18 protein-coding genes are annotated in these 18,123 nt (G+C 68.3%); 13 read left to right on the top strand and 5 right to left on the bottom strand.

Annotated features, from left to right (window positions below; genetic code table 11):
* Both ABZ789_RS05095 and ABZ789_RS05090 read right to left on the bottom strand, forming a co-directional pair.
* A complete protein-coding gene (locus ABZ789_RS05095) occupies nt 1-759 on the bottom strand; it encodes an IclR family transcriptional regulator C-terminal domain-containing protein (protein ID WP_358419863.1) in 759 nt (252 codons plus the stop codon).
* Nucleotides 756-2,270, bottom strand: a complete 1,515-nt coding sequence (locus ABZ789_RS05090) for an APC family permease (RefSeq protein ID WP_358419860.1) — start codon at nt 2,268-2,270, stop codon at nt 756-758. The genes ABZ789_RS05095 and ABZ789_RS05090 overlap by 4 nt, the downstream gene beginning before the upstream one ends.
* Nucleotides 2,271-2,623: 353 nt before the next feature.
* On the opposite strand from ABZ789_RS05090, the gene ABZ789_RS05085 reads away from it, so the two are divergent.
* From ABZ789_RS05085 to ABZ789_RS05050, 8 genes are all read left to right on the top strand, one after another.
* Nucleotides 2,624-3,208: a MauE/DoxX family redox-associated membrane protein gene (locus ABZ789_RS05085; protein ID WP_358419857.1), complete on the top strand. Its 585-nt coding sequence runs from the start codon at nt 2,624-2,626 to the stop codon at nt 3,206-3,208.
* Between the two features lie 20 nt (nt 3,209-3,228).
* The gene (locus ABZ789_RS05080) at nt 3,229-3,843 is read left to right on the top strand and encodes a redoxin domain-containing protein (protein WP_358419854.1); all 615 of its coding nucleotides are present in this window, start codon (nt 3,229-3,231) and stop codon (nt 3,841-3,843) included.
* A 102-nt stretch (nt 3,844-3,945) separates the two neighbouring features.
* Nucleotides 3,946-4,614: a methylamine dehydrogenase light chain gene (locus ABZ789_RS05075; RefSeq protein WP_358419851.1), complete on the top strand. Its 669-nt coding sequence runs from the start codon at nt 3,946-3,948 to the stop codon at nt 4,612-4,614.
* Nucleotides 4,611-5,912: a hypothetical protein gene (locus ABZ789_RS05070; RefSeq protein ID WP_358419848.1), complete on the top strand. Its 1,302-nt coding sequence runs from the start codon at nt 4,611-4,613 to the stop codon at nt 5,910-5,912. Before ABZ789_RS05075 ends, ABZ789_RS05070 begins: the two co-directional genes overlap by 4 nt.
* On the top strand, nt 5,909-7,507 hold the full coding sequence (locus ABZ789_RS05065; protein WP_358419845.1) for a multicopper oxidase family protein: 1,599 nt from the start codon (nt 5,909-5,911) through the stop codon (nt 7,505-7,507). The genes ABZ789_RS05070 and ABZ789_RS05065 overlap by 4 nt, the downstream gene beginning before the upstream one ends.
* A gap of 11 nt (nt 7,508-7,518) precedes the next feature.
* Nucleotides 7,519-7,860, top strand: a complete 342-nt coding sequence (locus ABZ789_RS05060) for a plastocyanin/azurin family copper-binding protein (protein WP_358419842.1) — start codon at nt 7,519-7,521, stop codon at nt 7,858-7,860.
* A 17-nt stretch (nt 7,861-7,877) separates the two neighbouring features.
* Complete coding sequence (locus ABZ789_RS05055; RefSeq protein ID WP_358420206.1) at nt 7,878-8,180, top strand: cupredoxin domain-containing protein; 303 nt, start codon at nt 7,878-7,880, stop codon at nt 8,178-8,180.
* Between the two features lie 62 nt (nt 8,181-8,242).
* A complete protein-coding gene (locus tag ABZ789_RS05050; RefSeq protein WP_358419839.1) occupies nt 8,243-9,094 on the top strand; it encodes a methylamine utilization protein in 852 nt (283 codons plus the stop codon).
* A 60-nt stretch (nt 9,095-9,154) separates the two neighbouring features.
* Here ABZ789_RS05050 and ABZ789_RS05045 read toward each other — a convergent pair whose 3' ends face one another.
* Complete coding sequence (locus tag ABZ789_RS05045; protein ID WP_358420203.1) at nt 9,155-10,708, bottom strand: TM0106 family RecB-like putative nuclease; 1,554 nt, start codon at nt 10,706-10,708, stop codon at nt 9,155-9,157.
* Between the two features lie 173 nt (nt 10,709-10,881).
* Between ABZ789_RS05045 and ABZ789_RS05040 the strand changes: the two genes are divergently transcribed.
* Genes ABZ789_RS05040 through ABZ789_RS05020 form a run of 5 tightly spaced genes read left to right on the top strand, consistent with a single transcriptional unit; the run spans nt 10,882 to nt 14,254 of the window.
* A complete protein-coding gene (locus ABZ789_RS05040; protein WP_358419836.1) occupies nt 10,882-11,565 on the top strand; it encodes a DUF6474 family protein in 684 nt (227 codons plus the stop codon).
* 29 nt (nt 11,566-11,594) lie between these two features.
* Nucleotides 11,595-12,083: a hypothetical protein gene (locus ABZ789_RS05035; RefSeq protein WP_358419833.1), complete on the top strand. Its 489-nt coding sequence runs from the start codon at nt 11,595-11,597 to the stop codon at nt 12,081-12,083.
* Nucleotides 12,084-12,120: 37 nt separating this feature from the next.
* A complete protein-coding gene (locus ABZ789_RS05030; RefSeq protein WP_358419830.1) occupies nt 12,121-12,795 on the top strand; it encodes a YcnI family protein in 675 nt (224 codons plus the stop codon).
* Nucleotides 12,792-13,310, top strand: coding sequence for a copper resistance CopC family protein (locus ABZ789_RS05025; protein WP_358419827.1), 519 nt, complete (start codon nt 12,792-12,794; stop codon nt 13,308-13,310). Before ABZ789_RS05030 ends, ABZ789_RS05025 begins: the two co-directional genes overlap by 4 nt.
* A gap of 5 nt (nt 13,311-13,315) precedes the next feature.
* Nucleotides 13,316-14,254: a CopD family protein gene (locus ABZ789_RS05020; protein WP_358419825.1), complete on the top strand. Its 939-nt coding sequence runs from the start codon at nt 13,316-13,318 to the stop codon at nt 14,252-14,254.
* Between the two features lie 4 nt (nt 14,255-14,258).
* Here the strand turns inward: ABZ789_RS05020 and ABZ789_RS05015 are convergent, their stop codons facing one another.
* Together ABZ789_RS05015 and ABZ789_RS05010 are read right to left on the bottom strand one after the other, a co-directional pair.
* Nucleotides 14,259-14,897, bottom strand: a complete 639-nt coding sequence (locus tag ABZ789_RS05015) for a UdgX family uracil-DNA binding protein (protein WP_358419822.1) — start codon at nt 14,895-14,897, stop codon at nt 14,259-14,261.
* Between the two features lie 19 nt (nt 14,898-14,916).
* Complete coding sequence (locus tag ABZ789_RS05010; protein ID WP_358419819.1) at nt 14,917-18,117, bottom strand: carboxyl transferase domain-containing protein; 3,201 nt, start codon at nt 18,115-18,117, stop codon at nt 14,917-14,919.
* Nucleotides 18,118-18,123 lie beyond the last annotated feature (6 nt).

The raw sequence follows: 18,123 nt of genomic DNA, 5'->3' as shown, positions 1-18,123 counted from the left end.
CTACAGCAGCCCGGTGAGTCTTGCCGCGCCGTCGACGAGGAACTTCACCAGTTCGGGTTCGGGTCGAACCTTCGCGGCCGACCCGTGGAGGTACAGCCCTCCCACGACGAACGACGACGGATCGCGGATCGGAGCGGCCAGTGCCGACCGGCCGAGGCGGGTCTCCTGGTTCTCGTGCGCATATCCGGTCACCATCACCTCGCGCAGCTCACGGGTGAAAGCGTCGGGGTCGCACACGGTGAAATCGGTGATCCTGCGCATGTCGCCCGGTCGGCGCGTCTCCGGCAGATGCGCCAACATCAGCTTGCCGATCGCATTGGCGTGCAATGACTTCGAGAGCATCGCCATCGCCACGATCTCGTGGTCCGGGTCCTGGTCGACGAAGCGGAGGCGCCCCCCGGCGAAGGAGGCCACGTGCAGCCCGAAGCGGGTACGCAGCCGCAGATCCTCCATCACGTCGTGGAGGGATTCGGACGGATTCGATTCGGCTGCGGCGTAGGCGAGTTCGGCGGTGCGGCGACCGAGGGCGAAACCCGAAAGATCGGGTACCCGCACGAGATAACCGTCCGCGACCAGCAGGTTCAGCATCCGGTAGGCCGTGGCCGGCGGTACCGACGTGAACGCTGCGATCTCCTTCGCCGTGCTGCCCGGTCCGAGTTGCGCCACCGCCTCGAGCATTCCCAGCGCCTTCTGCACGGCGTGCGGCTGACGGCCCCCGAATGCCGTATCGGAGTTCCGCACCGCGGCATGGGCGGTCATCTGTCCCCCGGCGCGGTGTCGGTGACGATCCGGCGATGTCCGTCCTCGTCGAGGATCAACCGCCCCGCACCGGGAAGCAGGTCGGTGGTCTCCACGGTGTCGAACGCCCCGATCGTGGTGAGACTGCGTGGACGGAACCAGCGCAGCACGACCCGCCACAACGGGCCCGATGCCGCGAGGACGGCCAGGGCTGCCGGCATCACGAGAGCCGCATGGGTGATCCCGTCCACCGCAGTGGACACCAGCAGACCTCCACCGAGCAGGGTGACGAACACCGCAGCCACCCGGGACCAGATCGTGTCCTCCCCGATCCGGTGCAGGAATCGCAACGACGCGACGGCGACCAGCGTGTACGCCATGACCAGCGCGATCTCGACGATTCCGTCGAAGGTCGACGAGTCGGCGCCCACCCGGACCGAGTAGAGGACTGCTCCTGCGACGCTCGCCCCCGCGAACGCCCCCACCGCGACGTACGGAGTACGCAGGGTGCGGTGGACGCGGGCGAGGGAAGCAGGCAGCACACCCTCGACCCCCATCGAATACAGCAGCCGCGAGCCCGCCTGAGCGCATCCGAGCGTCGAGGCGAACCACGAACATGCCATTCCCACCTTCACCGCGAGGACCATCCCCCACGGAGCGCCCGAGTCGAGGCCGCCGAAATAGGCACCGACGAGGAGCGATCCGCGGTCGCTCAGAGACGCGACCGCCGCGAAGACGAACAGCACACCGACCACGAGCGGGGTGATCAGCACAGTCCGGCTCACCGTCACGAGAGGGCGCCGGGCCTCGGGCCCGAAGAAGGCCGCACTCTCGAATCCGGCCATCGACAACACTGTCATGAGAGCGAGAAAGGGCAGCAGACTCATCGAGGAGTCGGGCAGGACCGTCGCGGACACTCGGCCGGCATCGGGCACGACGAGCATCGTCACGACGATCAGTACGAGAGAGCAGGATTCGACGATCAGGATTGCCCTGGTGGCGAACCGCACACCGCGCACGGCGATCAGCGCGACCACACCACCGAGTATCCCGATCGTGATGATCCACCTTCCCCGGTCCGCGACGGGCAGCCCGAGAAGTTCCCCGATGTCGAGAACCGTGTGCGCACCCTGCGCCAGCACGGAGATCGCGATACCGAGATACCCGACGATCAGTGCCGTGCCCGTCACCAGCGCAGCGCGGGTGCCGAGACCCTGGAACACGAAGCTGTAGAGCGACCCGGCAGCAGCCAGGCGGCGGGTGAACCCGGTGATGCAGACCGCGACGAGGACGACCACGCACGTGGTGGCTGCGATCGTGAGCACGCCTCCGAGACCGGGAGCCCGCGTCGTCATCCACAGGGCGATGAACACCATTCCCGTCGCGGGAGCGATCGTCGACAGCGACTGCCCGATCAGATCCAATTGCGATAGCTGCCGGCGTCCGAGCGCATGCAGAGGCGACAGGACTTCCTGTTCGGTGGATTCGGTTCTCTGTGCGCGGTGTATCGCCGCACGAAGCGCTGCCGTCACGATCGCGTCCTTCCCTTCGACCGGTGCTCGGGACGCTAGTGCGCGCATGTTACCGGCGGGTTATCAGCGCGAAGATCGCATTTCCGTCGAGTGAGAATTCGGTCGAGCCGGATCGTGCGAATACCGCCCACGGTGGCCCGTCCCGCACCGAGCGCGACCGAAACTCGCAGGTAGACGGCCGATGTGAAGTGCGAATCCGCCGCCCTGGTTCTCGTTCGGCGTGTCGCTGTTCGTTTCTTCGATGACGTCGTTGCGACTCACGGCCCCACCACGATGTGTCCATCCGGCCTGTGAGGCATCCGAATGGACGCCCGTAATTTCCCAGGTCCGACACGGAAGGAGTGATCGCGCACATGCTGTGGTTGCTGATCGCATCGATCGTCGGCGGCACTCTGCTGCTCGCCGGCGTGCCCAAGATACGGGATCGCGACGGGCTGCTCCGCGTCGTGCGCGGATACCGGCTTCTTCCGGCGCCGATCGAGCGGGCAGTGGCCCTCGGTCTTCCGTGGCTGGAGATCGTTCTCGGCGTAGCGCTCGTCACCGGAATCGCCGGGCGGTATGCCGCAGCCCTCGCGGCGTTGCTGTTCGCAGGCTTCTGGGCGGGACTGTCGATCAACCTCCTCCGCGGACGACGAGATCTCGACTGCGGCTGCTTCGCGTTCGGTGCCGCACACGAGGTGCCCCGGATCGGGTGGTTCCACGCGGCCCGAGCGGCTGCCTTCACCGCCGTCGCCGCCCTGCTGGCGATCGTTCCCGCCGGGCCGGCGACGCTCGCGGAACACGTCCTCGCGGTCGCCCTCGCCGCCCTCCTGCTGGCCGCCGCGGTCACCGCTGCGCAACTCCGCTCGATCGTGCATCCGGGACGGCGTCCGGTCGATGCCCATCTGAGCAACGCCTCCATCGAACTGCGCGCCGCGTCGACCCTCTCGCGGTACTGAAACCTGAAACGGAGAACCCTGTGAACACCTTCCTCCTGATCGCAGTGATCGTACTGGCAGTCGCCCTGGCGGTGCTTTTCCTCATGGTGCTCGCGCTCGCCCGTGAGATCGGCCGCGTGCAGGTACGTCTCGGTCCGCTCGGCGCCCGGATGATGGACACCGGACCGAAGATCGCGCAGGCCGGGCCGAGTTTCCGCGGCCTGACCGACCAGCTCGGCCGCCAGATCGGCGTGGGCGGCCACCGCGACAAGCCCCAGTTGTTGCTGTTCACCGCGCCGTCCTGCTCGACGTGCAAGAGCCTGCTGCCCGGTATCAAGGCGATGGCAAAGGCCGAGAAGAACCTCGAGATCGTCATCGTGTCCGACGGCACGCCCGAAGAGCACGAGGCATTCCTCGCAGGCTCGGGCATCGGCGGCGAACTCAGTTACGTCGACGCGCGCGACGTGGGCATCGCATATCAGGTGGGCACCACGCCGTACGGCGTGATCCTCGACGAGCACGGCAAGATCCAGGCCAAGGGATTGTGCAACCACATGGCACAGGTCGAATCCCTCCTCAACGCACTCGAATCCGGCACTCCGTCGTTGCAGCACCTGCACGAGGCAGCCAAGACTCGCGCCGCGGCAGGCGTGTGACCTGCGAGCGCAGACCGCGCCGTCGGCGGGCGCGGTATCCCGTCCCCTTCCCGAGATCGGAGTACGTCGTTGGAATTCAGACCCTCATCCGGTGAACCGGAAATGCACGAGAACCGATATCCGGTGGACGAAGCCACCGTCAAGGAGCAGGCCGAGTGGATGGCCGGTCGCGGCGGATCGCTCGTCGGCCGAGCCGGTCGTCGCCTGTCCGAACGTGTTTCGCGTCGTTCCGTGATCAGCAAGATCGGCCGGTGGACGATGGGTGTTTCCGGAGTGGCCCTGATCGGTTCGCTTCCCGTCACCCGTACCGCACTCGCACAGGAACCTCCGGCGCCGGCGCCTACCGAACCGGAACCGCTGCTGCCCGCATTCGACGGCAAGGATCCCGCCGAATGCGAGTACTGGCGCTGGTGCAACATGGACGGCACCTCGTGTGCGGCGTGCAATGGGGGTGGCGTGACCACCTGTGCACCCGGCAGCCGACCGGGGGCCGAATTCTGGGTCGGTTGCTGTACTCATCCCGATACCGGAAAGACCTATCTCATCGCCTATTACGACTGCTGTGGGGCACCCTCGTGCTCGAACGCGTTCTGCGGTGAACCCGACATGCAGGCGATCATGTACAACCCCGTCTCCGGCAGTTACGACCAGGAGATCATCTGGTGCGTCTCCGACGAATCCCAGTCCTACACCTGCACGATGGCTCCCATCATCGGTGAAGACTGCCAGACGCGTCCCGCTGCACGCCCGAAGGTGGGTGCCGGATCATGAAGCGCACCTCACGGGCGGTCGCTGCGACCGTCCCCCTCGCCCTCGCCCTGTCGCTCACAGCATGTTCGAGCGATGACGAATCACCTTCCACGGCAGGAGAAGTCACCTACCCTACCGTTCCGTACACCACTCCGGGTGAAGGCATCTCCCTCGGCCACGACGACCAGGAGATCGGCGACACCATTCCCGAACCTCTCCACGTCTCGGAGATCCAGCCCGCGAACGAAAACGAACTGCTCGCGGTGATCGGCGGATTCGGAACACTCGAACTCGGCGTCAACATCATCGATCCCGCAACGGGTGTGGCTGCCGGGCGCGTCGTGGTCGGTCCGGGCATCTGGGATCCCGTCATCCACGGCTTCGTCGGCGAGACCACCTCCGATCCTGCGGTACTCGCCGCGGAAGTGTGGCGACCACGTGGCTCGCGCGGGGCCGCCGACTTCACCGTCACCACCTATTCCGGCGACCTCCTCGAGCCGGACGAAATCGAGCTGCCCGATTACGCCCGCGTGCATTCACGTCCCGGATCCAATGCCGTCACTTCCGATGGAAAGTACTTCGTGACCTGGGACGACGGTCTCTACGGCGTGCGCGTCGTCGACCTCGAATCGGGCAAGGAGAGCGGTGCGCTGCAGATCCTCGGATGCGGGCCGTTCACCTGGCTCGTCGACCACGAGATCTACAGCGTCTGCGAGGACACGCGCGAGCTGATCCAGATCTCCATCGGCGAATCCGGGGTTCCCACCGAGACGGCCCGCACGAAGGTCCTGCCCGACGACTTCGTCAGCACCCGAAAGGTGACCTGGGCGGCGGATGTCCACAAGGGTCTGCTCCTCAGCGCCAACGGCGACGTCTTCGTGCTCGACTTCTCGAACGGCCTGCCCGACAGCCCCGTCACCCCGATCGGGAACGCCGGTCAGGACAGCGGCCGGTTCTCCGAGAGCATCATCAACAACCCGGGCGACCGGATCGCTGTCGAGTACACCGACACCGCGATCCATCCGCACTCCGGCCGCGGCGGCGACGTCGTGAAGATCGATCTGTTCGACGCGACCGACTTCGCGCCGATCCGCACGCTGGATCTCGCAACGCTCGGCCTGACGGACATCGCGTCCATGGCGTTCTCGGTGAACGGCGAGATCCTCTACGTCGTCGGCGCCGGTCCCGAGGTGGACGGCGAGTCGACGCAGAAGATCGTCGGCGTGTCCGCGAGCAACGGGGAGCAGGTGAGTTCGGCCGACGTCACCGGCACCGTCGACGACATCGCCACCCTGCTGACCCCCCAGGTGATCCGATGACACGACCCGTTCCCGGGCTCGTGCTCGACCGCCGGCGCTTCCTCCGCCTGAGCACCCTCGGTGCCGGCGCGGTGGGGCTCGGCGCTCTCGGGTTCGGCACCGCCGCCTGCAGTTCCGGTACCTCCGGAGAGCAGGCGGCGGCAGCCGACCTCGATTACATCCTGCCCACCGATCCCGAGGTGGCCGCCGCGGAGGCGGCCCGGCCGTCCTCGGGTGCGACCGCGTCCTTCGCGCTCGCCGCGAGTGCCGGGGCCGTCGATCTCGGCGGACGGATCGTGAACACGTGGACCTACGGCGGAGCCGCCGTGGCGCCGGAACTCCGGTTGTCGAAGGGTGACAGGGTCCGGGTTTCGGTGGACAACGGCCTGCCGCAGGAGACCACGCTGCACTGGCACGGCATCCGGATCCGCAACGACATGGACGGCGCGGCGCCGGTGACGCAGCCACCGATCGATGCCGACGGCGGCCGATTCGAGTACGACTTCATCGCTCCGGACCCCGGCACCCACTGGTACCACTCGCACAGCGGGTTGCAGGCCGACCGCGGCCTGTTCGGAGCCATGATCGTCGAGGACCCGAACGACGCCACCGGTGCCGACGCCGATGCGGTGCTCGTGCTCGACGACTGGATCGACGGACTGGGCACCACCCCCGACGCCGTTCTGGCCGCGCTCAATCCGCAGATATCCGGGCACGGCCACGGCGGGCACGGTGGCTCGTCGGCGCCGATGACGCATTCCGGCGACGAGATGACCGCCGCGCAACAACTGGTATCCCAGGGTCACGGGGACTCGGTGCCGCTCGGCGGCATGACGCAGCACATCGCGTATCCACTCCATCTGGTCAACGGGCGCCCCCCGAACGACCCGGCCGTGATCGAGGCTCCCGCCGGACAGCGACTGCGTTTGCGGGTGATCAACGCCGCAGCGGAGACGCCGTACCGGTTCGCGGTCGCCGGGCACGAACTGACGGTCGTGGCCGTGGACGGTTTCGACGTCCGGCCCGCGACCGCGGACACCGTGATCGTCGGAATGGCCCAGCGCGTGGACATGCTGGTCACGGTGCGGTCCGGGGCGTGGCCCGTCGTCGCGAAGGTCGAGGGTCGTGAAGGTTACGCGTCGACGGTGCTCCGCAGCCACGACGCGGTGCCGATGCCGAACCCCGATGTGGGTGGCCGCATTCCCGAACTGGACGGACGCCTCCTGCTCGAGAGCGAGTTGCGTCCGGCCGAGGCCGTGATGCTCGACGAGCGGGAGGCCGACCGCGACTACCGCATCGAACTCATCCAGGCGGGCGACCGCTACGTGTGGGGGATGGCGGGTCCCGACGCCGGGAAGCTGGTGATGAAACCGGGTGAGCGGGTGCGCATCACGATGGTCAACTCGTCGACCATGTGGCATCCCATGCACACCCACGGACACACCTTCGCCGTTCCGGCGTACGGGGGTCTTCGGCGCGACACCGTCAACGTGCTCCCGGGGACCGAACTCGCCATCGAGTTCGACGCAGACAATCCGGGAGAGTGGATGTTCCACTGTCACAACGCATATCACTTCGAAGCAGGAATGACCGCGAACCTGCGGTACATCCGGTGAGAGGACTGGACATGAGAAGAATTCTTTCCGTCGCAGTGGGCACGATGCTCGCGGCAGGCCTGCTGACCGGATGTGGTGGCTCGTCCTCGGCCGAACCCGCAGTCGTCATCGAGGTCAAGAACATGTCGTACAGCCCGGCGGAGGTCACGATCGACAAGGGCCAGACCGTCCGGTGGCATTTCGACGATTCCGGGCTTCCGCACGACGTCGCAGGGGACGGCCCGCTCGCCGGCGAACTGAAGAGCGAACTGCTCACCGAAGGTACCTACGAATACACCTTCGAGGAATCCGGCACGTACACCTATCACTGCACGCCGCACCCGTCGATGGTCGGCACGGTCATCGTCCGGTGACACGGATCCGGTGGGGTGTGGCCGCCGTCGCGGCGCTGGCAGCGACCTCGTGCGCCGGCCCACCTGCCGGACCGGACGCGGAGGTCGTCGTCCGCGACGTGCACTTCGAACCGATGAATGTGACCGTGCCGGTCGGCGGCACCGTCCGATGGACGTTCGACGACGGCGGAGTGCTGCATCACGTCGGTTCCGACGGTGAGTTCGACAGCGGCATCACCGCCGACGGCAGCTTCGAGCACACCTTCGACACGCCGGGCGTCTACGAGTACCACTGCTCGGTCCACCGGTACATGACCGGAACCGTCACCGTGACCGGCTGACGGACAGCGACGTCCGTAGCTCGGCCGCAACGCCACGAGTTGAACAGCAAAGGAGTAGTCCTATGACGGAAACACTCGTGCGTGAGCCGCTCGCTCACGCACCATTGGACATCGACGTACCCGAGATCAGGCCGACCCTCGACCACGCCGTCCCGAAGAAGGCCCGTACCGGGCTGGTCGCAGGGGCCGCAGTCGTCGGCGCGACGGCAGGTCTCCTCGCCGCCCCGGCGGGCCCGGCCGCACTGACCGCCGCCGTGGTCGGAACGGCGGCCGTCACCGCACTCGCGGCCAACTGGTCGACCTGCGGCATGTCGGTCGCCGGCGTCGTCGCCGCCCCGAAACAGCCGGAGCGGCGCGGATCCTCCACACCGCTCCGGCGCCTCGGATGGCACGCTCTCGGTTCGCTCGCCACCGGCATCCCGACCGGCGCCGCCCTCGGCGCACTCGGCGCCCTGGTCACCGGCTCTGTGCCGTGGGCGTGGATGCTTGCGGCCTGGGGCGTGATCGCCCTCGGCTACGGCCTGCACGAGCTGGGCATGATCACCCTGCCTGCACCGATGCGACGGCAGCAACTCCCCCGGCATCTGCGCCGCACGATGGCCCCGTGGAAGGTCTCCCTGCTGTTCGGGGCGCTCATCGGACCCGGTTTCATGATCTTCATCCGCTCGAGCGCGTACTACCTGCTGGTGCTCGGCGTGATCGCCTCGGGTTCACCGGTTCTCGGCGCCGCGCTGTTCGCGACCGTCAGCCTCGGCCGGTGCATGCCCAGCGTCCTGGCAATTCTGCACACCCGGCGCGGTGGATCGATGCCCGGCTTCCTGTCGGCGATGTGCGTGATCGACCGGCGCGTCCAGACCCTCACAGGCGGTGTGCTCATCGCACTCGCCGCGTTCGCCCTTGCGGCACTGGTCTGAAACGTCGTGCGTGGTTCCGGCCGGCCCTGCCACCGGAACCACGCACGGCCGCCACGCGCCCTAGAGGTCTTCGACGTACGGAATGTCCAGCACAGCACGATCACTCATCCACTCGCGCAGGACCTTCGTCGCGATCACATCGTCCTCGTTGTACTCGAGGAGCCGCACCCGCTGCGCCGGGTCGGGTGGACCCGTCATGCCCACCGCCTCGCGATACCAGCTCATCGACGCTTCTCCCCCGGCCTCCGCATCGCGCCAGTGATGCCCGGCGATCGGCGCGATCTTCTTCAGACCCTTACCGTTCGGGCAGACGAACTGGTCCGTGACCGCCTGGAATATGTCCACCCACCCGTTCGAGCCGATGAACGCCTTGACCTCGGCGAGTTCCGGTACCCCGGGGAATCCGTGGAACCGCCGTGCCGACGACAACAACCACTTGTCCTCGGCGGATCGCGAATAACAGTAGGCTGCAAACGTTTTCCCGCGACGCTCAGCGGTACGCCGCTGGTCCGACAACCAGCGCCAGAATTCCGCGAACGAACGCGCCTCGTCGTCGGTGGGCACCGGCTCCCAGGTCGCGAAGGGAAGGTACTCCGAGCTCGATCCGGAGTTGAGCAGCGTGCCCCACAGATAGGCGCCGTGCTCGTGATAGCTCTCCATGTCGATGTCGACCTCGATGTCGGCCCGGTGCACGTGTACGTGCCGGTAGCGACGGACGAGCGGCGCATCGGCGAGCCATGCCCGCGCCGTTACGATCGCGTCCTCGAACGAACCCTGCGGCCACGCCTCCGGTTCCTCCCCCTCCCACCGGGCGAGTCCGTCGATGGTGTGCACCTCCAGTTTGCGCAGCACTTCGGCGCGCTGCCCCGGCGCGACCAGCGACACATCCCGTTCACGGGCCAGTTCGGCGCGGCAGCGATCCCACCACGGGCAGGTCTTGCACTCCCCGATCTGCGACGGCGAGGTCGGGGTGAGACCCCGCGCGATCCGGATGCGATCGGCCAGTCGGGCGTCGTAATCGTCGAGGATCGGATCGAGATCGTGCACGAGGATGCAGTCACCGCCGTAGCCGATCGCACCGGCGACCTTCGCGGGGCTCGCGAGTCCGTGCCGCTCGAGCATCCGGTAGAGATGCGCCAGACGCATCTGGTCGCGCACCTGACTGCGCACCTTGCGGGTCTCGTCGACGACAGGTTCCCAGGCGAACAGATCGCTCGTGACCGCGCCGCGCCCTGGATCGGTGACCTTGTGGTTGACGACGATGACCGGAATGTACCCACCGCGTTCGGCATCGCGCAGCAGGATCTCCGACCGGCCGCGGCGCCCGGTATCGGGTTCGGTCGGCAGGACCGCACCCCAGATCCGGTCGGCAACCGCGCGACACGCGTCGAGGGTGCGCTCGGCGCGCTGCGACATCGGCCCCTCGGGGGCGACGAGCACCCATCCGTCCGGGTCGGCGTCGAACAGTTTCTGCCGGATCGCCTCACGGTGAGCCGCCGCTGCTTCCTGCCGTTGCCGCGCACCCGGATTCTCGGGTGCACCAGCGGCTACGTCGGGAAATGTGGCGTCGAGCCAGACCCGGTGGCGGCACCTCGTCAGCGCAGCGGCCTCGATGGTGACGGCTGTGCGTTCTGACCCTCCGCGTTCGGACCGCGGTAGCTCTCCGGTTGCCTCCACGACATTCCAGGGTATTCCCTGCACAGGCGACGGCTCGCGGCAGCACCGCCACGTTAGGCTGACGCGGGGCGCCGGAGCGTCGTGTCGTACCGAATGGAGGGTGCTGTTCGATGGGGTTGTTCACACGGAAGCGTCGCGCGACTCGTCGGGCGGAGGCCAAGGCGCTGAGAGCCAAGGCGAAGCTCGAGGCCAGACTCGTCGCGAAGAATCGGCTCAAGAACGACCGGCGGGCGGCCAAGGCGAAGTCCAAGATCGACAGAAAGCTCGCGAAGTCCCAGGTCAGGCTCGATCAGGAGCTCGTGAAGTCGCAGGCGAAAGTCGAAAAGGAACAGATCGCGACGCTCAAGGCTCAGAAGAAGGCCGCCGAGAACCAAGGCCTCACCGCAGCAAAGGTGCGCCGCTATCTCGCGGTCGCACGGCTGCTCGCGCCGGTACTCGTGCCTATCGTCTACCAGGCGGTCACGGCCCTTCGCGGGCAGCTCGACGCGCGCCGGGCACAGCAACTCGGTGTGCCGATCGAGGAACTCGGCTCGTTCACCGGACACGGTGCACGGCTCAGCGCCCGCATCGCGGGGGCGGAGCAGTCGCTCGCGAAGGTCGAACAGCGCAATCCCAAGGATGCCGAGACCCAGAAGTTCGCCACCGCCACCCGCGAGCGGCTCACCGATCTGACGGCCGCAGTGCAGACGGCCGAGCAGATGCCGGCCGCACGACGGAAGTCGGCGCACGCGGCGATCTCGTCGGAACTCGACGGCATCGAAGCGGATCTGCTCGCGCGCCTCGGCGTGCGCTGAGGCACCGGAATCGAGAAGACCCAGCAGCAGTGACCAGTCCGACCGTTCTCGGCACCACCGCGGGCATCGCGACAGCGGTGCTGGCGGTGGCTGCCCACGGCGCCGCCGGAGGCGGTGTGCCGTCGGGACCTGTCGCAGTACTGCTGATCGCGGTCGCAGCGGCGGTCGGGATCCTCGGCGCGAATCAGCCGTCGCTGCCTCCGCTCGTCCTTCTCACCGGCGGACAGGCGGCGATACACGTCGTGCTCTCCGTCCTGGTGGCAGGCCACGGGCACATGTCCGCGTCCATGCTGGGCGCGCACATGATCGCCATCGCGGGCTGCGCGGTGTTGCTCGGTGCAGCTGCCCGCCTGTACGGGGCGTGCAGCACCGCTTGGAAGATCGTCCTGATTCGCGGTCCCGTCGTCGACAGGCCGGCCGTGCTCGCCCCGACCTCGTCGACGGACCGGCTCGTATGGGGGCGCGCGCCCCCGGCCATCTCGAGGAGAGGACCCCCGATCGCCGCGGCCCGAACGTGACGATCATCGACCCTCTTCCCACGAGAAAGACCAACAGATGTCCCAGCTCTCCCGTCGCGTCCTCGTGAGCGCGACCGCAACCGCCGCACTGACGGTCGCGGGTGCCGGCGTCGCCGCCGCTCACGTCACCGTCGTCGCTCCCGGCGCCGAGCAGGGCGGTTACACCGTCCTGACCTTCCGAGTACCCACAGAGTCCGAGACCGCCGGCACCACTGCCGTCACCGTGGAACTGCCCGGCCTGCGCTCGGCACGCACCGAACCGCTGCCCGGCTGGACCGCCACCGTCGAGAAGGACCCGGAGTCTCAGCTCGCCACGGCGGTGACCTGGACCGCCGAGCCGAACGTGCAGGTCGCACCGGGCCAGTTCCAGCAGTTCGTCCTGTCCGCCGGTCCCATGCCCGAGGAAGACGAGGTCGCATTCCCCGCGATCCAGACCTACAGCGACGGAGAGGTCGTCGCATGGGACGAGATTGCGGCCGGTGACGCCGAGCCCGAGCGCCCCGCCCCGACCGTCACGCTCGCGGCGAGCAGCGGCGACGGTCACGGGCATGGTGCCGCCGACACCCACCCCACCGGCACCGAAGAGACGGGCGACGCGGCGGCGGCCGCCACCGACACCACCGCGCGGTGGCTCGGTGGCATCGGCCTCGTGCTCGGCGCCCTCGGCGCTGCACTCGGCCTCGGTGCCGTGATCCGAGGGCGGCGGGCATGAAGCGCATCCTCGTTCTCCTCGCCGCGCTGACCGCGGCGCTGTCCCTGTCCGTCGGTTCCGCGGCCGCCCATTCGGTGGTGCTGTCCAGCTCGCCGGAGGACGGCGCGCAGATCGCCGAGGCGCCCGATCGGGTGAGCGTGACGTTCAACGAGACCCTGCAGGAGCAGTTCGCGGCCCTGACCGTGGTGGGGCCCGACGGCAATCTGTGGTCGAAGAGCGACCCGATCATCGACGGTGCGACGGCTTCCGTCGAGCTCGACGGTCTCGGACCGGTGGGCGAATACACGATCGCCTACCGGGTGACCTCCGCGGACGGGCACCCCGTCAGCGGCACCCGCACGTTCACTCTCACCCAGGAAGGCACCGGCACGCCCGGCAAGGTGGCCTCCGGAGACCCCGGTTCCGCATCAAGCGACGATGACGGCAGCGGGCCCGCCGTGTGGTGGTTCGTCGTCGCCGGTGCCGTGGTGGTGGCCGGGGGTCTCGCTTTCGCGCTGCGCAAGCCGAAGGCCTGACCCGCATGATCCCGGAGCGTCGGCAGTGGCTCGTCGTGGCCGCTGCCGGCGTGGCCTTCGGAGCCGTCGCGGGCATCGCCGTCGCGAGTTCCCTTGCTCTGCCGGCCCCGTCGAGTTCGGTGCGGGCCTTGGGCCTGTGTGTCGGTTCCACCGTGCTCGGACTCGCGGTACTCGCGACGATGGTGCAGCGGCAGCGTCGGCCCGCGGTCACCCCGGGCACCCTGTGGCGGGCTGTCGCGGCGTTCGGCGGAATCTGGCTGGTGCTCGCGAGCATCGACCTCGCGTGGGCCGCGTCCACGGCATTCGACGTGCCGGCCGCCGAACTGGAGGTGGGACGGTTCGGGGAGTACATCGTCACCACCACCGGACGGGTGGATGCGGCGGCATGGTCGTGCGTCGCGGCGAGCACGCTGATCGCAGTGGTGGCATACCGGCGATCGGCGTCGTGGTCGACCCTGCCGGTGCTCCTCGCGGCGGCGCTGGCGTTGATCGCCCGCCCGGTGACCGGCCACATGGCGCAGCAGCCGCTCGGGTCGCTGTTCAACGCGGTGCACGTGCTCGCGGCGGCGGTGTGGTTCGGGGTGCTCGTGGCGCTGGCCGTGACCGTCCGGGGACGTGGGGCATGGGCAGAGCTGCTTCCGCGCTATTCGCATCTGTCCCTGCGGTGCGTGGCGGCGCTGGTGGTGACAGGTGTCGTGGACGCGGCGGTACGTCTCGGATCGATCTCCGCACTGCTGGACACGGGTTACGGGCGCATCGTTCTCGCGAAGGCGATCGTGCTGGGTTCATTACTGGTGCTCGCATGGAACTGGCGGCGGAACTGGGTTCCCGCCGCCGCGGCGCATCGGACCCCGGAAGAGGAGTCGCTGCGTAACGCCATCCTCGAGGTGTGCGCGATATCGGTCGCTCTCGGACTCGCGGCGGGACTCGCCACGACCGGATGAGTCGTCACAGGCGTGCGGCGCGTTCCAGATCCTGCACGAACGAGCGGAACATGTCGTCACGCTGCGATCTGGCTCGCAACACCGCCGAGGGATGGACGGTGACGACCACCGCGGGGTCGCACGAGTCTCCCGGCTCGCCGGGCAGGTGCAGCACCTCACCCCGGTTCTCCGTGAGCTTGAAATCCTTGCCGAACAGCGACTGCGCGGCCGTGGCACCGAGGCACACCACCACTTCGGGACGCACGGCGGCGAGTTCGGCCTCGAGCCACGGCCGGCACGCGGCGACCTGGCCACCCGATGGCTTCTTGTGGATTCGCCTGCGGCCGTTGGCCGACCGCTCGAATCGGAAGTGCTTGACGGCATTGGTCACGTACACCCTCCCACGGTCGATCCCCGCGCGTTCGAGGGCCTTGTCGAGCAGATGACCGGCCGGCCCGACGAACGGTTCTCCCGCCAGATCCTCCTCGTTGCCGGGTTGTTCACCGACGAGCAGCATGCGCGCGTCGTGCGCTCCCCCACCGAAGACGGTGCGTTCGGCCGCCTTGTAGAGATCGCATCCCCGGCACCCCGTGGATGCGGCGGCGAGTTCTGCGAGGCGGCGGCTGTCGGGTACGAACCGCTGCGCGCCGGGATAGGTCACCATGAGTGTGGGATACCCGCCTTCATCGCTGCTGCACCAGTCGTGCGATCCAGCTGCGGCTGTCGGCCGGATCGACGACGTCGTCGAGCTCGAAATTCGTGGCCGCCTGCAACGCTCTGCCCTGCCGGTAGGCGAGCGCGACGAGCTGTTCGAACAACTCCTCGCGCGCCCGGTCTGTCTCAGCTTTGTCGAGTTCCTTGCGGAAACCGAGCCGCACCGCCCCCTCGAGCCCCATCCCACCGATCTCTCCGGTCGGCCATGCGATGGTGAATTCGGGAGCGTGGAAGGACCCACCGGCCATCGCCATCGCACCGAGCCCGTAACCCTTGCGGAGAATGATCGTCCCGAAGGGGACGGTCAGGCGCGCACCGGCGACGAAGAAGCGTCCGAAGCGGCGCACGGTGGCCTCTTCCTCCGATTCCGGACCGACCATGAAACCCGGTGTGTCGCACAGGCTCAACACGGGAAGCCGATGTGACTCGCACAGTTCGAGAAAATCCGCGGCCTTGTCGGCGGCCTGCGCATCGATCGCTCCGCCGAGATGCACGCTGCTGTTGGCGAGTACGCCGAGGGTGACGCCTTCCACCCGCATCAGGGCCGTGACCATCCCGCCGCCGTATTCGGGCCGCAGTTCGAGGACCGAACCCACATCCGCGATCGCGTCGATCGCATCCCGCACATCGTACGCTCGGGTCCTGTTCTCGGGCACTACATGTCGCGCGAGCCGCGGGTCGGGTACCTGCCAGTCCTCCTCCCTCACGGTGAAATAGGCGAGATACCGGCGAGCGAGATCCACGGCGTGCGGTTCGTCGCGGGCGGCGAGGTGCACCACGCCGTTGCGGCGCTGCACGTCGATCGGCCCGATGTCCTCGGGGCGGTACACCCCGAGACCTCCGCCCTCGATCATCGCGGGACCACCCATACCGATGTTGGCATCGGGCGTCGCGATGAGCACATCGCACACCCCGGCGAGTGCGGCGTTGCCCGCGAAACACCGTCCGGAGACGATCGCGACAGTGGGCACGCGTCCGCGCAGGGACGCCATCGAGCGGAAAGTGGGCAGTTCGAGACCCGCACCGGGCCCGGCGTCGACGTCTCCGGGGCGTCCACCACCGCCCTCGGCGAACAGCACGACCGGCACTCGCCGCCGGGCCGCGAGTTCGAGCAACCGATCGGTCTTGCGGTGGTTGTTCCGCCCTTGGGTTCCCGCGAGAACCGTGTAGTCGTAGGACATCACGACGACTTCGGCGCCACCGATCCGGGCCGTTCCGCCCACCAGGCCGTCCGCAGGAGTGTTTGCGACGAGGTCCTCTTCGCTGCGCCGTCCGCGTTGCGCCGCCAGCACCAGGGGTCCGTACTCGACGAACGTCCCGTCGTCGACGAGATCGTCGATGTTCTCTCTCGCCGTACGTCTTCCCAGCCGATGCCGTTTCGCCATGGTCTCCGGCCGCGCTGCGTCGGTGGTGACCTCGTGTCGGCGACGGATCTCGTCGAGGTCGGCGCGCTCGGTGTCGAGATCGAACGGCGTTGCGGCGCCGATCGTGGCCGCACCACTCGTCGCGTCGGTCGCGTCCGGGATACGGACCACCGCGAGGACAGTGCCCGGGGCCACCGTCCGGCCCGGCCGGACGAGCACCCGCGCGATCACCGCGCGTGCAGGTGCCCGGATCTCGTGCTGCATCTTCATCGCGTCGAGCACGGCGATCGGGCCGCCGGCCACGACCGTGTCACCCTCGCGAGCGACCTCCACGACCGTGCCGACCATCTCGGTGCGGATCACCCGCTCGTCCGGGAGCAGATCCACCTCCTCCACCGGGACATCCGGTTCGGCGTCGACGAAATCGGCGAGCCTTTCCTCCAGCCAGGCCGTATTGATGTCACCGGAGCGGAAATCCTTGTCGTCGAGTATCTTCCGAAGAAGGTCGCGGTTGGTGTCGATACCTTCGACGACGAACTCCCCGAGGGCGGTCGAAGCCTTGCGCAGGACGGCTGCGCGATCACCGGAGCGCACATATGCGACGACCTTCGCGAGCAGCGAATCGTAACGGGCGGTCACCTCGAGACCGGGCCGGCCGTGGGTGTCGACGCGGACGCCCGGGCCCGTGGGTGGCGTGAACGTGGTGAGCGTACCGGTGGCGGGCGCAGCGAACCCGTCGGCACGCGGCCTCTCGGCATTGACGCGCACCTGCAGCGCCACCCCGGACGGGACAGCGGGATGCCCTTCGAGGTCACCGCCTGTGAACGTGATACCCGCGGGGAGGGCGAGTTCCTCGAATTTCGCCCCGCGAGCCACCGCAAGTTGCGTCGCCACGAGGTCGACACCTGTCACCTCCTCGGTGACGGTGTGCTCCACCTGGATTCGAGGATTGACCTCGAGAAGCACGTAACCGCCATCGTACACGAGAAACTCGACCGTCGAGAGCCCGTGACAGCGGATCGTGCCGATCGCGCGGACGGCAGCAGCATGCAGATCCCGCCGCAGGGAGTCGGGAAGGTCCGGTGCCGGCGCGATTTCCACCAGTTTCTGATGGCGGCGCTGCACACTGCAGTCGCGGTCACCCAGCGCTACCGCCCGGGTGCCGGCATCCGACTCCGCAGCCACGACCTGCACCTCGATGTGCCGGGCACGTTCGACGAGCGCCTCGGCGTACAACCCGTCGTCACCGAAGGCCGCTCGCGCTTCCGCCGCCGCGAGCCTGCAGGCCTCCTCGAGATCGCCGGCGTCGCGGACCACCCGCATGCCGCGACCACCCCCGCCCGCAAGCGCTTTGACGACGATCCCGCGGGAATGTTCGTGCAGGAAGGAACGCACTGTCTCCGGGTCGCTCACCCCAGTGGCGTCCGCAACCGGGATGCCGAGTTCTTCCGCCACCTGCCGGGTGGCCTGCTTGTCGCCGAGAACCCGCAGCGCCTGCGGAGAAGGTCCGACGAAGGTGAGTCCGGCTTCGGCGCAGGCCTGTGCGAAGTCCGGGTTCTCGCTCAGGAATCCGTAGCCCGGATGCACGAGCGTGCACCCGGTCGCGCGGGCGACGCGGATGATCGCGGCGGGATCGAGGTAGGCCGCCGGGCCGGAACCCGGAAGAGCCTCGTATCGCGTGGCCGCGCGGACGTGCGGATTGTCGGCGTCGTCCGCGGCGTGGACGGCGACGGTGTCGAGTCCGAGATCTCCCGCCGTGCGGATGATGCGCAACGCGATCTCACCCCGGTTGGCTACGAGCAGCATCGGCGC

This window comes from Rhodococcus sp. NPDC047139 (assembly GCF_040643435.1).
Lineage (GTDB): Bacteria > Actinomycetota > Actinomycetes > Mycobacteriales > Mycobacteriaceae > Rhodococcus.
Note: the sequence above shows the minus strand (reverse complement) of the source record. Positions and strands in the feature narration are given on the sequence as shown.

What these genes read in the sequence shown, in the direction of transcription:
- ABZ789_RS05095 (WP_358419863.1), bottom strand. Translation starts at nt 759, where the DNA reads ATGACCGCCCATGCCGCGGTGCGGAACTCCGATACGGCATTCGGGGGC.
- ABZ789_RS05085 (WP_358419857.1), top strand. Translation starts at nt 2,624, where the DNA reads ATGCTGTGGTTGCTGATCGCATCGATCGTCGGCGGCACTCTGCTGCTC.
- ABZ789_RS05075 (WP_358419851.1), top strand. Translation starts at nt 3,946, where the DNA reads ATGCACGAGAACCGATATCCGGTGGACGAAGCCACCGTCAAGGAGCAG.
- ABZ789_RS05070 (WP_358419848.1), top strand. Translation starts at nt 4,611, where the DNA reads ATGAAGCGCACCTCACGGGCGGTCGCTGCGACCGTCCCCCTCGCCCTC.
- ABZ789_RS05065 (WP_358419845.1), top strand. Translation starts at nt 5,909, where the DNA reads ATGACACGACCCGTTCCCGGGCTCGTGCTCGACCGCCGGCGCTTCCTC.
- ABZ789_RS05060 (WP_358419842.1), top strand. Translation starts at nt 7,519, where the DNA reads ATGAGAAGAATTCTTTCCGTCGCAGTGGGCACGATGCTCGCGGCAGGC.
- ABZ789_RS05050 (WP_358419839.1), top strand. Translation starts at nt 8,243, where the DNA reads ATGACGGAAACACTCGTGCGTGAGCCGCTCGCTCACGCACCATTGGAC.
- ABZ789_RS05040 (WP_358419836.1), top strand. Translation starts at nt 10,882, where the DNA reads ATGGGGTTGTTCACACGGAAGCGTCGCGCGACTCGTCGGGCGGAGGCC.
- ABZ789_RS05030 (WP_358419830.1), top strand. Translation starts at nt 12,121, where the DNA reads ATGTCCCAGCTCTCCCGTCGCGTCCTCGTGAGCGCGACCGCAACCGCC.
- ABZ789_RS05025 (WP_358419827.1), top strand. Translation starts at nt 12,792, where the DNA reads ATGAAGCGCATCCTCGTTCTCCTCGCCGCGCTGACCGCGGCGCTGTCC.
- ABZ789_RS05020 (WP_358419825.1), top strand. Translation starts at nt 13,316, where the DNA reads ATGATCCCGGAGCGTCGGCAGTGGCTCGTCGTGGCCGCTGCCGGCGTG.
- ABZ789_RS05015 (WP_358419822.1), bottom strand. Translation starts at nt 14,897, where the DNA reads ATGGTGACCTATCCCGGCGCGCAGCGGTTCGTACCCGACAGCCGCCGC.
- ABZ789_RS05010 (WP_358419819.1), bottom strand. Translation starts at nt 18,117, where the DNA reads ATGCTGCTCGTAGCCAACCGGGGTGAGATCGCGTTGCGCATCATCCGC.